This is a genomic window from Calothrix sp. 336/3 (assembly GCF_000734895.2).
Taxonomy (GTDB): domain Bacteria; phylum Cyanobacteriota; class Cyanobacteriia; order Cyanobacteriales; family Nostocaceae; genus 336-3.
In genome coordinates this window covers 3,456,864-3,473,681 of the sequence record NZ_CP011382.1, presented here as the reverse complement: position 1 = coordinate 3,473,681, position 16,818 = coordinate 3,456,864, and the positions used below count along the sequence as shown (strand labels likewise).

Here is a 16,818-nt window from a genome sequence, read left to right as displayed (position 1 = left end):
ACAGATAAGGCAGTATGGAAGGGAGGAAGGGACATTGGATGAGCTGAGGTTGGCTCTAGAACTGGCAACGGAAGAAGAATTGCAGGATTTGACGGCAATTCTATTTAGTCGCAAGTATAATCCTCTAGATTATGTGAATACACCGGAACCGATAGAAGTCCAAAGTCAAGGACGGGAAGCTTGGCTAGATGCTTTGGAACAGCGTTTCCGATTTTTGGCAGCAGATGGAATTACGGTTCTGCGGGGGCGATCGCACCAGGTGACATATCGACAAGCTCTCATCCAAGTTTGTAAATATTTACGAATTCCCTACTCAGAAAGTCTCGCAACCGTAGATTTGGAAGCAGAGTTATTTTTACATCTTTTGGGGCGAGTCTGGAAAAAATTACCCGCAAAAGATAAACAAAAATTGACGGCACAGGTACAAAAACAACTGGCAAAATCTGATTTAACCGAACCCTTGCCTCTATATTTACAGCGTGACCCTGTGGGGCTACTTTTGAAGGGTGGCAGCGCGATCGCCGTTACTTCTGTCCTACAACCTTTATTACTCAATCAAATAGCCAAGGAATTTGCTATCCATTTTGCCAAATATCAAGTCGCCAAGCAAACGGCAATTCAGGGTGGTGCAGCAGCAACAACTCAGTTTCAAAGTTATGTGACTCTACAAATTGCGAAACGGGGAATGGCTGTGAGTGCAGCGCGTTATGGTGCTGTTCGCAGTGTATTTGCTGTTATGGGTCCGGTTATGTGGGGTTGGTTTTTCGCCGATTTAGGTTGGAGGGCGATCGCCACAAATTACGGTCGTATTATTCCGACAATTTTTGCCCTAGCTCAAATTCGCTTGACTCGTACTGAATGTTGGGAAATGGCGTAATTCTGGCAGGGAAAGGTTGCAGGGGGTGAGGAAATATTTTCATTCCCTATCACCTACCCATCACTTACCCATCACCCATTTTATGTTTTCCCGACATCCGGAACCAAAATTACAATTTGCTTGGAATTCTGCCCAATTGGGGTTAATCCTTTTGCCCTTTGTTCCCGCTTTGGGTGCTGTGATTTTGGTTATTTCCTTGTTTGCAACTTGGCAACAACAGTACCGCAGAATCATCCGTTATCCCCTGAACCAGGGGTTTGGGTTGCTGAGTCTGTTACTGATTATCACAACCTGCTTTGCGTGGAATAAGTCAGAAGCATTACTAGGATTGTGTAATTTTTTACCTTTCTTCCTCTTCTTTGCTGCCTTTAGTGTTTTAGTTCAGACTCCAGCCCAGCTAAAACGCATATCTGAGATATTAGTAGTGAGTTCCTTGCCCATAGTTCTGATTGGTATGGGACAGTTGTTTCTCGGTTTCACCACTTCCGAAATTTGGCAGAGTCTTTTCGGTTGGGCGATCGCCCCCGGTGGTAATCCTGTGGGTAGGATGGCTTCTGTATTTATGTACGCCAATATTTTGGCAGGATATTTGGTAATTGTGTTTATCCTGGCACTAGGTTTATGGTTGGCACAGTGGAAGCAATACCATCGACATTTACCCCTTTCCCCTAGGTTCCTCTTCCTGAGTGTCACCGTCATTCTAGATTTTGTCGGTTTAATTTTGACAAATTCTCGTAACGCTTGGGCGATCGCCATACTTGCTTGTTTTGCCTATGCAGTTTATCAAGGTTGGCGGCTTATAGTGTTGGGAGTATCAACTATTACAACTACTATTCTCCTGGCTGCCTTTGCTCCTAACCCCATTGCTAGCAGCTTACGTCAATTCGTACCTGCCTTCTTTTGGGCGCGACTCAATGACCAAATGTATCCAGATAGACCTGTTGCCCTACTCCGTCAAACTCAATGGAATTTTGCTCTTTCTATGTGTAAAGAACGCCCGATAGTTGGGTGGGGATTACGTAATTTCACTGAAATATATCAAGCTAAAATGAATATTTGGCTAGGTCATCCGCACAATTTATACTTAATGTTGGCAGCAGAAACAGGGATTTTCGCCACCCTCTTATTTTGTGCTTTACTAATTTGGATTGTGGTGGATGGGGTGAAAGTATTATTCCAAGAACAATATTTGCAGACAGAGGATAAACTTCTGTTTTTTAGCTATTTGCTAGTTACTACTGCCTGGATATTATTTAATACCGTCGATGTGACTATTTTTGATATTCGGTTAAATACTATCTCCTGGCTGCTTATAGGAGCAATGGTGGGTGCAGGAATCGGGAAAAGGGGAAAAGTATATTTCTGATTAACTGTCACACTGGGTTAACTGATGCTGTTGCTACCTGCCATTGTCAAGTTTACTGAAAAGGGCGATCGCTCAGGAATATTTTAAGTGTATACACTGCTGCCATTAAGTTTGACAGTTAATAAGATTACATTATTCACGTCTGTGACTGTGAGTGTGGCTAATTGCACGTTAGTCACTGTTGCTGATTGTTGGGAAGGTGTAGGGACACTACTTAAAGGTGTTTCCTGCATGACAGGCATCTCGCAAGAGGTGCCTTTTTGTATGTTATCAGAGCATAGCAACTTGAATAAATCCGCTCCAACACGATTATTATTTTCATTGCAGGTTATGTTATGGTTAGCGTTTATCTGTTTGTGTTGCTGAAACCTAGATGTGATTAAACCTATTACTCTGTAAGGCGATCGCAAACTGACAAGTTAGGGTAAGCGATCTGCGCTTCGCCATCCCACAGATTTATTGTGCTCCGCGATCGCCCTCAAAATGCTGATGCTATTGATGAACTCCTGGCGAAAAGAGCGATCGCAATTTTGGGCACAGTTTCCGATGGTTCTAACTATTAGCCTTCATACATTCAAGCATGGCACTTCGTGCTTTCATAAATCCAGTCATACTGGCACGAAAAACCTCTTTGCCATCAAGTTGCAGTATGACTTCATTCTCTGCATTCACATGACGCATCATCTTCACCATGTCAGTTAAGACCATAATTCCAGAGTTTTTGCCGTAGGGTATCAATGCCGCATTGATGGCTACAGGTTTGGCTCCCTTGAATGTGAGAGTGGGTTGAATCTCTTTAATTTCAGTCGTTGTAGGCATTCCAATTCCTTGAAATAGGATTGCACCTGCGCTCTTTTGACTGGGACCAGAGAATAACACAATGTTGGATACTTTGGGGGTCTCAGTAAATGAGACAGCACAATTTTTTCCAGTTCCATCCCCTTCGGAAGTCATCAGCCATACTCCTACTTTGGGCTCGTAGAATAAAATTCTTCCGTATTTTGCTTCAAATTCTGCCCGTTTAACCAGGGAGTCTAGCAAGCGCATCATTGCTGGATCTGGAGGGAGTTTGAGTGGGTTGGGTGCAGGGGTGGTTGGTTTAGAAGGGGGGGGACTTTCGCTAGAAGGATATCCTGGAATCGGAGCACATCCCACCCAACCTGCATTACCACCCCCTATTCGATAGAATCCTGTAGGGCAAGCCTGTGCTGGTAAGTAGGGAATCATTGCACTGGTGACAGCAAGCGATAAAGCAGACAAAGTTAGTTTCGTAGATAGAGAGGAAATTCTGGCAAAATTCATAGATACCTTATGGAAATGAAAGAAGCTTAGTTGTGAATAGAAGCAAGTTGGACTTAGGTCGCTTTGTATTAGGTTATAAATCTCGAATCTAGGGAGGGTATGCAATCTTATTCTCGAAGCACGCTTTTGCGATCGCCGTGATGACATTTCTGGCAGTTCCCAGCGCGATCGCTTTAAATATTAGTGTTACTGTTATCGCTTTTATTCTCATTGTCAGCATCATTAGCTACAGACAATCACGGGGTAATCCTCGACAAAATACCAGACACAGTTTACCAGTAAGTCGTGAAATCAAATTAGCTGACTGGATTGCCAGAACCCTCACAAAGAAAGCATCTCAAGACTGGGAAGAATACCAAGATTGGCTCCATGATATTTTGTTGGCTCGACGAGAATCTTTAGCCCATGGACATCCTAATTGGCAGGTGACAATTATTACCTACTGGCGCTTAACGGGACTCTGCCTGACAATTGTGCTAATGAAGGTGAGAAGATGGGCGATCGCTGCCAGAAAGTTACGTTAGGTGAGCGAGTAAGGAATAGTAAGATTAATTACCATTCAAATTTTCCTTGGTAAACTACTAGGGAAAAATTCTGGGAAATGGGCAATTTCCGACAATATTCTCATAACTAAAGGAAAAATCAAGTCGGATTTCCGTACATTTCCTATTGGTTATTTACTACTATATAAGACTATTTATTTAGTAAAATTTCAGTACTATTCTGCAATTAAATAGTCGGTATTGTCTTAACTAATACTGCAAAAGTTGCTTTTCTATCACCCACTTAGGTGAAGCCTGGGAAAATATTAGAGTTTATAATATGGGTCAAAGCGAAGAAAGTATAGATAAAGACAAACAAAAATCATCTTTTCGATAATTGTTGATGAATGATAGGCGATCGCAGTTGGTAAATAAATTTTGAATATTACAAAAACAGTGCTGATTTAATCTTGATGATTATGTATTTGAATACAAATAATCGATTCTATTTTTGTTAAGCTTCCAGATTCCAGTTTGAAATTTAGTCATCCACAAAACATAAAGTTTTATCTATACATCACATTTTTTATAGAAGATTAACGATATGTCGAAAAAAATATTTTACTCAAAAAAACCTTTATTAGTAATCAAAAGGAGAGCAAATTCTGAAAATCATAATCCCAACTTTGTCTATTTTTAAAACGTTGTAACTCCATATATTGCTTGCTGAATTTGGATAATAGACAAGGTTTATCAATTGCATAAAGATAGACAATCAGCCTCATCATGAAATATCTCCAGAGCTAGGAGCGATAGAGAAAAATTCCAACTATGACTACATATTTAGAAATTCCTTTTTTGGGTAAAAAAATTAAACATCCCTGGCGCTGGTTCCTAGGTTTAGTAGTCGGAGGCACAGTCATCACCGCTTCTACTATCAACTTGGTGACTAATAATCAAGGAGTCAATGCCAACAATATTACAGAATTAACAGTACCCGTAAAATCCCAAAATATTACCCTGAGAATTACTGCAAGCGGACGAGTTTTGCCCGTACAAAATGTCAATATCAGTCCCAAGAATATGGGAACAATCACTCATTTATACGTAGAGCAGGGCGATCGCGTCAAAGCCGGACAAATTATTGCCAGGATGGATAATGCGGATATTCAAGCCAGAATCGCCCAAATGCGGGCAAATATCACCCAAGCAGAAGCCCAATTAGCCCGTGCCCTGTCAGGGAGTCGCCCGGAGGAAATCGCCCAAGCAAAGGCGCGTCTTGCCCAAGCTGAGGCACAATTAACAGAAGCTCGTGCAGGCAACCGCTCTGAGGATATTGCCCAAGCCCAGGCAGATGTAGTGAAATATACAGCCCAGCTAGGAGAAGCTCAGTCTCGTTTGGCTTTAGCTAGTCAACGGGTAAAACGTCGGCAATTTCCCGCATCTCAGGGAGCAGTTTCCCAGGATTACCTGGATGAAGCCCTGACAGAGGAGCGTAATGCTAAGGATAACGTCAAGCAAGTGGAAGCAAGTTTGACTTCTGCTCGCCAAGAATTAGCCAAACAACGCAGTGGTTTTCGTGTCGAAGAAATTGCCCGCCGACAAGCAGCAGTCACAGAAGCACGGGAGTCTCTCAAGTTACTGCAAAGTGGCACACCACCTGAGGATATTACCCAACGCCAGGGGGCAGTGAGTGCAGCTAAGGCACAGTTGCAGTCGGAATTGGTGAATTTGGATAATACGGTAATTCGCGCTCCCTTTGAGGGGATTATTACGCAAAAATACGCCAATGTGGGTGCTTTTGTTGCGCCGACGACTTCCGCATCTTCCAGCGCTTCGGCAACTTCTAGCTCTGTGGTGGCATTGGCTAGGGGTTTAGAAGTTTTAGCACAGGTTCCCGAAGCCGATATCGGTAGAATTAAACAGGGGCAAAGGGTAGAAATTATCGCTGATGCCTATCCTGATCAGGTTTTTCAAGGTAGGGTACGTCTGATTGCACCGGAAGCGGTGAAGGAAGAGGGGGTGACTCTCTTTCAAATCCGAGTTGCCATTGATACAGGAAAGGATAAGCTGCGTTCTGGTTTGAACGTAGATTTAACATTTTTAGGAGACAAGGTGGCAAATGCCCTACTCATACCGACAGTAGCAATTGTGACTGAGAAAGGAGAAACAGGCATACTTGTACCTGATAGCAAAAATCAGCCTCAGTTTCGTCCGGTGACAGTGGGCGCTCAGTTAAAAGACCAGACACAAATTATACAAGGTGTTCAGGCTGGCGATCGCGTTTTTCTCAGCCCACCGGAGGAGTATCGCATCAAGAAAATGTTGGAGGAGAAGAAGTAGGTACTGTTTGAGGGGAGATTCATCATCTTAAATCCTTATGAATATATGGGAAAGTATGAAGATGGCAGGAACAACCCTGCTGTCAAATAAGCTACGTAGTAGTTTGACGATGTTAGGTATTGTTATCGGCAATGCTTCGGTGATTGCGATGATTGGGATTGGGGAAGGGGGGCAAAAATTTGTTGCCAAGCAGTTAGAATCCCTGGGACCAAATGTGTTATTTGTGTTACCAGGAAATCAGGAAACCCAACAAATTTCCTTTGAAGTACCGAAGAATTTAGTTTTAGCAGATGCGGAGGCGATCGCTGCTCAAGTACCAACTGTACTGGAAGTTGCTCCCGAATTAAATCGTCGGCAAATTGTCACCTATAGTAGTCGTACCAAGGATGTGAATATTATTGGTACTACTCCGGGATTTTTGAAGGTGCGAGATTTTGACACGGAAAAGGGGAGATTTTTTAGTGACATTGATATGCAGCGTAATAACCAAGTAGTAGTTTTGGGTAGCAAATTAACGGAACAACTATTTGGTAAACGTAATCCAATTGGTAAGCAGATTCGCATCAAAACTACGAGTTTTCAAATTATTGGGGTTTTAAAATCTAAGGGTTCTAATTTGGGTGTGAATTATGATGATGCAGCATTAATTCCCCTGACGACTAGTGCGAATCGAGTTGCTGGTAGAAATTCTCCCTATGGGATTGCCCTAGATTATATTTCTGTGTCTGCGAAGGATGGCAAAAGTGTCGATGCAGCACAGTTTCAAATTACTAATTTATTGCGGCAACGTCACAAAATTACGGGGGAGGATGATTTCTCGATTCAAACTCAAAAAGATGCACTGAAAACGGTGGGGCAAATTTCTGGCGCTTTGACTATCATGTTAGCGGCGATCGCGGGAATTTCTCTGTTTGTCGGTGGTATTGGAATTATGAATATTATGCTGGTTTCGGTGACAGAAAGAACCCAGGAAATTGGATTAAGAAAAGCCATTGGTGCAACTTCAGAGGATATCTTATTTCAATTCATGATTGAGGCAATTATTCTCTCTGCGGCGGGTGGTTTAATTGGTACTGGTTTGGGAATTGGTGCAGTCATGATAGTGGCAAGTTTAACACCTTTACAAGCAGGAATTTCTGCAACAGCAATTATTCTAACGGTGGGTGTTTCTGGGGGAATTGGTTTATTTTTTGGGGTTGTTCCTGCCCGTCGTGCAGCTAAACTTGACCCAATTATTGCTTTGAGAAGTGCTTAAGGAATGGTAAATATGGCAGGAGAAAACTATCAAGAATCTCAAGATGGTGCGGACATAAATCACAATCAGAATGCAATTATCCGCTTAGAAAATATTTTTAAAATTTATGGAAGTGGTGAAACAGAAGTTAAGGCACTAAATGATGTTAATTTAATTATTGAGGAGGGAGAATATTGCTCAATTATGGGACCTTCAGGTTCAGGAAAATCCACAGCTATGAATATTATTGGTTGTTTGGATCGTCCTAGTTCTGGGCATTATTATTTAGATAATTTAGATGTTGCCCAAATGGATGATAAACAATTGGCACATATTCGGAATAAAAAACTTGGTTTTGTCTTCCAACAATTTCATCTTTTACCCCAATTAACTGCCCTGGAAAATGTTATGTTACCCATGGTATATGCAGATGTTCCGAGTTCCGAAAGACGCGATCGCGCTGTGGAATCCCTGACTCGTGTCGGTTTGGCAAAACGTCTGCAAAACAAACCCACTCAGCTTTCTGGGGGACAACAACAACGGGTGGCGATCGCCCGCGCTATTGTCAACCGTCCTGTGGTACTCTTGGCTGATGAGCCAACGGGTGCATTAGATTCCCGTACTACCCAGGAAGTTTTAGATATTTTTACCGAGTTGAATTCTACAGGTATCACCGTTGTGATGGTGACTCATGAACCAGAGGTTGCACGACAAACAAAACGTATAGTTTGGTTTCGTGACGGACAGGTGGTAAATGCAAATTTGCCAGCTACAGATTTATTAGTTATGAGTCAATAGTTTGTGGGTAATTGTTTCTATTTCTATCTCATACTGCATAGCTAAATTTAGTTGGGCTTGAAGAATATATAATTCTTTGATGATGGGATGATCAACTTCGGCAAATACTTGGTGAGCAATACCAATAATGGAATCATCATGGTGGGGAGTTGACCAATCAAATAGAATTTGATACAGTTCGATGTGACTTTCTCGGTTAGGTTGGAGAAATTTGATTTTCTCTTGGGGTGAGCGAATCTGCCAAGATAATAAAGCGATAAATACGAGGAACTCGTGTTCTAAATTGGGGCTATTTTCAACTTTATTTTTTAAATCTTGGTATAAATCGGAGAGTTTCATCCCCAAACATTGCATAGCAATATATGTCCAATAATCAGAACCCGTTCCCCCTCCATGGGTTTCCCAACGCGGATTCCAGATAATATCATGAAAATATTTCAGCCCCTGCTCACCATAAAGAGCAACACCCAGAATTAAACCTGCATTACAATCGCAGGAAGCTGTAGTTTCTCCCAGATGATAGAGTTGTTCTAGTAATTCTAATTTACCAGTTTTAATAGCTAAGGCGGGCAGAAACTCTGGAAATAAATGCTTTCCGTAACAGGTGGTAATTGCTCTGGCAATATCATCCTCTAAACCAGCACATGATAGATTTAATAAACCTAAACAAGCTGCACGACTCAAATAATAATTATCTGCTTGTACATACTGAAATAAACAATTTGTGATGCTCTCATTGCCGAGATAACCTAAACAATGTAAAATCTCTTCTGGCATCTCTGGCTTTAACAATTCACCTTGAAAACATTGTTGATAAATTACCTTCCCAGTCTGCAAATTTCCCCACCCCATTAAAGGAGAAATTAATTCCCTGCGCTCTAGAGGATTCTCTAAAAATACAGGCAACAAAGCATCTGCATCTACTTGACAACCAAACTTTTCAATAGCAGCAATATAAGCATTTTTTGCCTCATACTGTGAGCCATAAGTCAAGTTTTGGGAATAAATTTTAATCAGAAGCTCTGTTGCAAGCAGCATGAATTAGTTAGAGGTAATGGGCAATATTTTCCTACATCTTGTTGAAATCAGCTAGGAAACCTACTCATTATATGACCCACCATTGCAGATAGCAGAATTAGGCAAAGAACGAGAAATTCCCTTTTCTGTGGGGTCATAGGCAGTTAGAACCACCTCTCCTTTCTCATTCATTACCCAACCCCTAGCTGGGGTAATTTCCTGATTACTAATAGGTTTAGACGGATTATCTTTTTTATATATTGGTGAATTTATTGACACCGACGGATTATTTATGGACTCTGCTAAATCCACCCTGACATTATCACTCGGTAAAAACTGGTTTGGGTCGATGGGAATGCCACCTCGCCCCACTACAATAAAAGAGCTACCTGGTTTTTTACGGCAAATATGTTGAGCAACTAGCTGAGATGCATCAGTAACTTCTTCCGGTAGTGTAGCTAAGTCGTCAGCAGCGTTAATCTGAGTACTATTTAATGTCACAACACCGGGATTACCTTTTTCTGAACTTGCGGTAATATCGCTTTCTGGTGTTAATATTGCACTGGGTTTAATCCCATAGACAGACTCAGATTGGATTATTATATTTCCACCTTGACGCTGAATTGCATTAGCAGTAATATCGCTATTTTCCTTCGCAGGAGCCACAATAAAGGGAGAATTAATCGTGATATTACCACCATCTAATCCTGAATCAGTAGATATTCTACTGTTACGACGCATCAGGAGAAAATCTGATAATTTCAGGGTGATATTTCCCCCAGGGTTTTGAGTATTTGTAGTATTAGCTTCAATAAACGCTTTTTTATCTAGGGTTAAACCACCAGCGATTAGTTCAATATTCCCAGATTTACCTGTACCAAAATTACTTACAGAAATACCTGCATTACCACGAATCAAAACCCGTTTCGGGTCAATGAATATATCGCCACCATTTCCCCTTGCACCTTTAAATACTCGACTAAATATTCCTGTTAAATAGTTATTTTGGCTTTCAATATTAATTTTATCATTGACTCTAATATCAATCTTGCCACCATCCCCTATACCAAAACTACTAGAACTAATTTGACCCCCATTCGTAATAAATAAGTTTCTAGCTTTGATATTGATATTGCCAGCTTTGATAGTATTTCCAGGTTTGGGTTTTGCCCCTGCATCTAACGCAGTATCAATTATACTTCGAGCAAAATCCAGCTTTCCATCTTTCTTGATAAATGTAGTAATACCATCTATATTCAATGTACCAGCAACATCAATAATAACTTTTCCTGCATTTCCCTGATTACGGGAAATAGAGCTAATTTGAGCGCCTCTGGTGATATCTAAAGAACCTGCTTTGAGCTTGATAATTCCAGCATTTCCGACACCTTGAAATCCGACTCTACTAAATAATCCACTTGAGTAAAATGCAGAATCAAGAAAATCAAAATAGATGCCATCAAATTTTGCTTGATTGCTGACATTAATGTCGATATTTCCTCCATCACCTATCCCAGAAGTCGTAGAGGTAATTTGGCTTCCATCACTCAACAATAAGTTTCCAACTTTGATACTAATATCTCCAGCTTTACCTTTAGCACCTTGTTCTAAGGCAGTAGTAATGTAACTAAGAGCTACACGCTTTACACCATTATTAAAAGTGTAATTAGTAAAACCATCTATCTTCAGCGTACCATCAGGAATATCAATAGTCACCTTCCCAGCATTTCCTTGATTGCGGGAAATAGAACTAATTTGAGCACCCCTGGTGATATCTAATGACCCTGCTTTGAGTTTAATAATTCCAGCATTTCCAATACCATTATTCCCGACTCGATTGAATAAACCGCTAGAATAGTAGTCGTTAATAGAGGTATCAAAATAGATACCATCAAATTTAGCTTGATTGCTGAGTTTTATATCGATATTTCCTCCATCACCTATCCCAGAAGTAGTAGAGATAATTTGAGAACCACCAGTTAGAAGTAAATTTTTACCTATGATATTAATATTGCCAGCTTTCCCTTGAGTATCACTGCTTAAACTGCTATTAATTTGACTGACACCATCCAGCCTCAAAGTATCATCAACTATAATATTTATATTTCCTGAGTTGACATTTCCTCCTTCCCCTTTCATCCCATTGCGAGCAATAGAGAATATCACAGCGCCATTGAAAATATCTAGATTTTTCGCTTCAACTTTTATATCACCGCCATTACCAACTCCTTCATTTTCTACTGTAGAAAACAAACCACTGGGATATTGTTGATAACCTCCATTAAAAGTTATTTTGTTTTTGGCTATCAAGCTAATATTTCCAGCATCTCCCCCACTATAGGTACTAGAGAAAACTCTACCACCATTAGTGAAAATGATATCCTTAGCGCTAATTTCAATATCTCCAGCTTTTCCCCTAGCACCTTGTTCTAAGGCAGTAGTAATGTAACTAAGAGCTACACGCTTTGCACCATTATTCAAAGTGTAATTAGTAAAACCATCTATCTTCAGCGTACCATTAGGAATATCAATAATCACCTTTCCAGCATTTCCCTGGTTACGGGAGATAGAACTGATTTGAGCACCCCTGGTGATATCTAATGAACCTGCTTTGAGTTTGATAGCTCCAGCATTGCCAATACCATTATTTCCAACTCCACTGAACAATCCACTAGCAAAAAAAGAAATAGGAGAAATACCATCTAATTTTGCTTGATTGGCGACATTAATATCGATGTTACCTGCATCTCCCTTGCCAAAAGTAGTAGAGCTAATTTGACTCCCATTTGTAATGAATAAGTTTCTAGCTTTAATATTAATATCGCCTGCTTTGATAGTATCTCCAGGTTTGGGTTTTGCTCCTGCATCTAACGCAGTATCAATGAAACTTCGGGCTACAAGTTGATTACCTTGATTGTTGATATATTTTGTAACGCCATCAAGTTTCAGCGTACCGTTGGAAACATCAATAATCACCTTCCCAGCATTTCCCTGGTTACGGGAGATAGAGCTAATTTGAGCACCTCTAGTGATATCTAATGACCCTGCTTTGAGTTTAATAATTCCAGCATTGCCAATACCATTATTCCCGACTCGATTGAATAAACCGCTAGAATAGTAGTCGTTAATAGAGGTATCAAAATAAATACCGTCAAATTTCGCTTGATTACTGACATTAATGTCGATATTTCCTCCATCACCTATCCCAGAAGTCGTAGAGGTAATTTGGCTTCCATCACTCAACAATAAGTTTCCAACTTTGATACTAATATCTCCAGCTTTACCTTTAGCACCTTGTTCTAAGGCAGTAGTAATGTAACTAAGAGCTACACGCTTTGCACCATTATTCAAAGTGTAATTAGTAAAACCATCTATCTTCAGCGTACCATTAGGAATATCAATAATAACTTTTCCAGCATTTCCCTGATTGCGGGAGATAGAGCTAATTTGAGCACCTCTAGTGATATCTAATGACCCTGCTTTGAGTTTGATAATTCCAGCATTGCCAACACCGTTACCCTCTACTCGGTTGAATAACCCACTTGAGTAATAATTATTGTTGGGAGCATAAAAATAAATACCATCAAATTTGGCTTGATTGCTGACAGTAATGTCGATATTCCCTGCATTCCCTTTACCAAGAGTACTGGCACTAATTTGAGCGCCATTATTTAAATAAAGATTATCAGTATTAATAAGAATATCACCAGCATTCCCAACTGATTTTTCTCGCACCTGATTATATATACCAGTTGCATCGGAACGAGACCTATTGATTTTTATATTATTCGCATTAACAATGATGTTACCGGCTTTTTTAGTTCCTATACCTTCTATCCCTGCAAAAAGATACCCTTTATCAATTTCTAAATTGCGAGCATTAACAGCAATATCACCGCCACCAGTACCATATACTGCAACTCTCGCATCATTGCTTAAAAAGACATCACTTCTACCAATACCTTGGGGAATTTGAAAACTGCCTTTATCTAAGTTGAAACCAATTACTCCAGCTTGGGATAATCCCCCTAATTCGACTCTTCCTCCCGGAGCATATATGGCTCCACCATTTAAATTTACTTGCCCACCAATTAGTGCTAAATTTTTACCTGGCTTGACTTCTAACCCGACAGGATCGCCAAAAGCATTTAATGCTCGTGATTGATTGGTGATTCCCTTCGCATTATCCCGAAATCTCAAGCCAATGGGAATATTTACACTGAGTAACGGTTGAGTTTGGGGCTTGGTGGCACTAAATTCTAAACCATCTTTAAAGATAATACTATCGGCAGTCGTTGCGAAGAAAGAACCACCAACATCAAGTTTGGCATTGTTCCCAAAGATAATTCCGGAAGGATTAATTAAAAATAAATTGGCAGTTCCTTGAGTCTGCAATAATCCTTGAATATTGGATAATTTTCCACCTGTGACGCGACTAAAAATATTTTGGATGTCTGTGGCATTTTGAAATATTGCCGAGCCTTTACCGGGAATAGAGAATTCATTGAAACTATGAAATAAATTATTCCCTACTCGATTCCCATTCAAAATAGTAAAATTTAGGTCGTTGGCATTTTGGACTGTAGTATTTAAAGTTTTATCTGAGGAAACTTGTCCAAAGGCAACCATGGGTGTTAAAGAAACAATCCCTGTAATCAAGACTAGGAAAGAATTACTTACCTTTGTTAATCTCATGGTTTTTTATTTAAGTTTTATTAAAGATTAAAATTGAATATGACCAAAGACTCACACTTGGCTGTGAAGTGACTAAATATTAAGTTTGACAATGTATAAAAACTTGGGTAGATACTATCAGGAAAATAAGAGAGTATTCAAATTATCAGGCTAATTTTATAAAAAACTTTACAGTGATGGGTGACTCATCTCTTGCGTATTTTACGTATACATAGGACAAAATCAAAAGACTCGACGATAAAGTTACAGTACTATTGTTTTCTTTTAACGTTAAATAAAGACTTGTCGCTTTATACTGAGTATTTAAATCTATCAATTTTTATTGGTGCAAGATGTCAGGTGAGATAATTACAGAATGTTACTATTGATGGTTTAATTACACTAAAAACTTACCTAGGATGCTGAAGGAAGTCTTACCCAGTCAAATATCTAGATATTCGTAGATACAGAAGAGCGATCGCCACAGGAAAAAGTTTCCGTAATAACTGGCGATCGCCCTCCATAATCCGTTGTTTTCCTACTTACTCACAGCCAAATAACGGCGATTAATTTCATCCCAATTCACCACATTCCACCAAGCTTCTAGATAATCTGCGCGGCGATTTTGATACTTGAGATAATAAGCGTGTTCCCACACATCATTCCCCATAATTGGATACATTCCTGACATCAGGGGACTATCTTGATTGGCAGTACTCATCACCTCTAGTTTGCCACTTTTACTGAGAACTAACCAAGCCCAACCACTACCAAAACGCTTCCCACCAGCATCATTAAACTCTTTTTTAAAGTCTGCAAAACTACCAAATTCCTGTTTAATTGCCGTGGCGATCGCTCCCGTAGGTTCCCCTCCCCCATTCGGTTTCATGATTTGCCAAAACATGGAATGATTCAAATGACCACCCCCATTATTCCTTACCACAGCCTGAATATCTTTAGGGACTTTATTCAGATTTCGTAATAAATCATCGACTTTTTGACTTTTCAATCGCGGGTATTTATCCAGAGCTGCATTCAAATTTTTCACATAGGCAGCATGGTGTTTATCATGGTGAAAGCGCATAGTTGCTTCATCAATGTGCGGTTCCAAAGCTTTGTAATCGTAGGGTAAAGGTGGTAATTCAATCACACCTTTTTTTGCCTGAGCAACAGTGGTAGCATTTGCTTCCGACGGATTCTCCGCAAGATTCCCCGCAGATGCACAACTATCCAGAGCAAACATACTCGCACTAGCACCCAATAGGTATAAAAAATGTCGGCGATTTAGATTCATGGTAGATTTTCTCTAGTTATAGGTTAAAAATGACGGAAAAAATGAGGGTGACAGGATAGAAATAATAATTTTTTCTCAACCTTACCCATCATCAAAAGTGGAGTTTTGTGATTGCGACATCAAGCAGCAATATCTGGAGTTACAAAGTTCTCAAAAATAGATAAGGTTTAAGTTTGCGATAAACGCTTTACCTCTCCTCCTGCTAACATTTGATGTGCTTCAGCAAGTAAATGAGGAATTTTGTCTCGGTGGGGACTGCGATTTAAACAGTGATTTAAGTCTATTTCTTCCAATTTATCAGCTTTGTTACCCGGAAACCAATGATTGGCATTACCGAGCAGGTTGTAACGCATTTTGGCATAATCCACCATATCGTAGGCGATCGCCAGATTTCGTAACCATAAAATTACCGGAATGTTGATATTTCCAGGAGTCTCTTGGTATGTGGGTAAATTGACTTGCCAAGTTTTCACCCAGTCTTCCCCAAAAGTAGCGATCGCCTCCCCTTCCAAATTTGCCAAAATCGGCGGTAAAATTTCCCCAGCCCGATCTAGTAAAGCTAAAGTTTGTAAATGCTCATCAAAATCCCCCGGTTTGCTAGCTCCGATACTTAAGGTATGTACCTGGGAATGACTTAAACAAAATAAATCATTAAACACCATTGGTGATAAAGGTGAGCAAAGTTTTACTAACTTTTGTGGCGGAGTATACAACCTACCACCCTTATCAGAGGGACTAATAATAAATACCCCCATATCCAGACGATTTGCAGTGGCGATCGCCTCCCAATTGTTTTGATTTATATAGTACCAGTGTAAATTTACGTAATCAAATTGATTAGTGTTGAGAGTTTGTACAATAATATCAGTAGAGCCGTGGGTAGAAAAGCCAATATGTCTCACTTTTCCCTGAGCTTGTAATTTTTTTGCCACTTCTAAGCAACCACCAGGACGCACACTGTACTCCAGTAATTCCAGGTTGTTAATACCATGAAGTGAAAATAAATCCACATAATCCAAACGCAGATTCCTCAATGAGGTTTCAAATTCCCTCAGAAAATTCTCAGAGTTTTCCTGGGGAGATACCTTTGTTTGCACAATCAGCTTTTCTCGCGGAAAGTAGGGCAAAATTTGTCCTAGTTGCATCTCAGAACTACCATAACCACGAGCTGTTTCAATGTGATTAATTCCCAATTCTACAGCCTGGTGGATCGTCGCCTCCAAATTTTCCTGATTTTCACGAGGTACTTGCTCTTGGGGTACATCTTGCCATTTGTATTGATACCTCATACCCCCGCAGGAAAAAATTGGCATCTGTAATTCTGTGCGTCCAAATCGTCTGTACAGCATTACTTCCTTATGTTCATGTACTCTCAAATTATTACGTAAGTATCGAAAAAAGACATACAGAGGAAATACTTTGAGCGGTTTT

12 protein-coding genes are annotated in these 16,818 nt (G+C 40.1%); 6 read left to right on the top strand and 6 right to left on the bottom strand.

Annotated elements, in window-relative coordinates; genetic code table 11:
* The first annotated feature begins 34 nt into the window (after positions 1–34).
* Together IJ00_RS14680 and IJ00_RS14675 are read left to right on the top strand one after the other, a co-directional pair.
* Entirely contained in the window at positions 35–877 is an 843-nt protein-coding gene (locus IJ00_RS14680) for a YaaW family protein (RefSeq protein WP_035154174.1), read from the top strand.
* An 82-nt stretch (positions 878–959) separates the two neighbouring features.
* Positions 960–2,243, top strand: coding sequence for an O-antigen ligase (locus tag IJ00_RS14675; protein ID WP_046815013.1), 1,284 nt, complete (start codon positions 960–962; stop codon positions 2,241–2,243).
* An 83-nt stretch (positions 2,244–2,326) separates the two neighbouring features.
* Here IJ00_RS14675 and IJ00_RS29075 read toward each other — a convergent pair whose 3' ends face one another.
* On the bottom strand, positions 2,327–2,476 hold the full coding sequence (locus IJ00_RS29075; protein ID WP_168163485.1) for a hypothetical protein: 150 nt from the start codon (positions 2,474–2,476) through the stop codon (positions 2,327–2,329).
* 319 nt (positions 2,477–2,795) lie between these two features.
* A complete protein-coding gene (locus tag IJ00_RS14670; protein WP_035154172.1) occupies positions 2,796–3,545 on the bottom strand; it encodes a hypothetical protein in 750 nt (249 codons plus the stop codon).
* Between the two features lie 140 nt (positions 3,546–3,685).
* Between IJ00_RS14670 and IJ00_RS14665 the strand changes: the two genes are divergently transcribed.
* The 4 genes from IJ00_RS14665 to IJ00_RS14650 all read left to right on the top strand — a co-directional run bounded on the left by IJ00_RS14665 (position 3,686) and on the right by IJ00_RS14650 (position 8,402).
* Positions 3,686–4,069, top strand: a complete 384-nt coding sequence (locus IJ00_RS14665; RefSeq protein WP_035154170.1) for a hypothetical protein — start codon at positions 3,686–3,688, stop codon at positions 4,067–4,069.
* Positions 4,070–4,858: 789 nt separating this feature from the next.
* Positions 4,859–6,370, top strand: a complete 1,512-nt coding sequence (locus tag IJ00_RS14660) for an efflux RND transporter periplasmic adaptor subunit (protein ID WP_035154168.1) — start codon at positions 4,859–4,861, stop codon at positions 6,368–6,370.
* Between the two features lie 37 nt (positions 6,371–6,407).
* Positions 6,408–7,625: an ABC transporter permease gene (locus IJ00_RS14655; protein ID WP_035154166.1), complete on the top strand. Its 1,218-nt coding sequence runs from the start codon at positions 6,408–6,410 to the stop codon at positions 7,623–7,625.
* A gap of 12 nt (positions 7,626–7,637) precedes the next feature.
* Entirely contained in the window at positions 7,638–8,402 is a 765-nt protein-coding gene (locus tag IJ00_RS14650; RefSeq protein WP_046814823.1) for an ABC transporter ATP-binding protein, read from the top strand.
* Here the strand turns inward: IJ00_RS14650 and IJ00_RS14645 are convergent.
* From IJ00_RS14645 to IJ00_RS14630, 4 genes are all read right to left on the bottom strand, one after another.
* Positions 8,385–9,440, bottom strand: coding sequence for a hypothetical protein (locus IJ00_RS14645; RefSeq protein WP_035154165.1), 1,056 nt, complete (start codon positions 9,438–9,440; stop codon positions 8,385–8,387). The two genes, IJ00_RS14650 and IJ00_RS14645, sit on opposite strands and share 18 nt — an antisense overlap.
* Before the next feature lie 60 nt (positions 9,441–9,500).
* Positions 9,501–14,114, bottom strand: coding sequence for a filamentous hemagglutinin N-terminal domain-containing protein (locus IJ00_RS27140; protein ID WP_035154163.1), 4,614 nt, complete (start codon positions 14,112–14,114; stop codon positions 9,501–9,503).
* A gap of 517 nt (positions 14,115–14,631) precedes the next feature.
* Positions 14,632–15,387, bottom strand: coding sequence for a superoxide dismutase (locus tag IJ00_RS14635; protein WP_035154162.1), 756 nt, complete (start codon positions 15,385–15,387; stop codon positions 14,632–14,634).
* 167 nt (positions 15,388–15,554) lie between these two features.
* Entirely contained in the window at positions 15,555–16,736 is a 1,182-nt protein-coding gene (locus tag IJ00_RS14630; RefSeq protein ID WP_035154161.1) for an aldo/keto reductase, read from the bottom strand.
* Positions 16,737–16,818: the final 82 nt, after the last annotated feature.

Coding starts and splice junctions, on each gene's coding strand:
- IJ00_RS29075 (WP_168163485.1), bottom strand. CDS start 2,476: ATGCAGGAAACACCTTTAAGTAGTGTCCCTACACCTTCCCAACAATCA.
- IJ00_RS14665 (WP_035154170.1), top strand. CDS start 3,686: ATGACATTTCTGGCAGTTCCCAGCGCGATCGCTTTAAATATTAGTGTT.
- IJ00_RS14650 (WP_046814823.1), top strand. CDS start 7,638: ATGGCAGGAGAAAACTATCAAGAATCTCAAGATGGTGCGGACATAAAT.
- IJ00_RS14675 (WP_046815013.1), top strand. CDS start 960: ATGTTTTCCCGACATCCGGAACCAAAATTACAATTTGCTTGGAATTCT.
- IJ00_RS14635 (WP_035154162.1), bottom strand. CDS start 15,387: ATGAATCTAAATCGCCGACATTTTTTATACCTATTGGGTGCTAGTGCG.
- IJ00_RS14645 (WP_035154165.1), bottom strand. CDS start 9,440: ATGCTGCTTGCAACAGAGCTTCTGATTAAAATTTATTCCCAAAACTTG.
- IJ00_RS14670 (WP_035154172.1), bottom strand. CDS start 3,545: ATGAATTTTGCCAGAATTTCCTCTCTATCTACGAAACTAACTTTGTCT.
- IJ00_RS14630 (WP_035154161.1), bottom strand. CDS start 16,736: ATGCTGTACAGACGATTTGGACGCACAGAATTACAGATGCCAATTTTT.
- IJ00_RS14655 (WP_035154166.1), top strand. CDS start 6,408: ATGAATATATGGGAAAGTATGAAGATGGCAGGAACAACCCTGCTGTCA.
- IJ00_RS27140 (WP_035154163.1), bottom strand. CDS start 14,114: ATGAGATTAACAAAGGTAAGTAATTCTTTCCTAGTCTTGATTACAGGG.
- IJ00_RS14660 (WP_035154168.1), top strand. CDS start 4,859: ATGACTACATATTTAGAAATTCCTTTTTTGGGTAAAAAAATTAAACAT.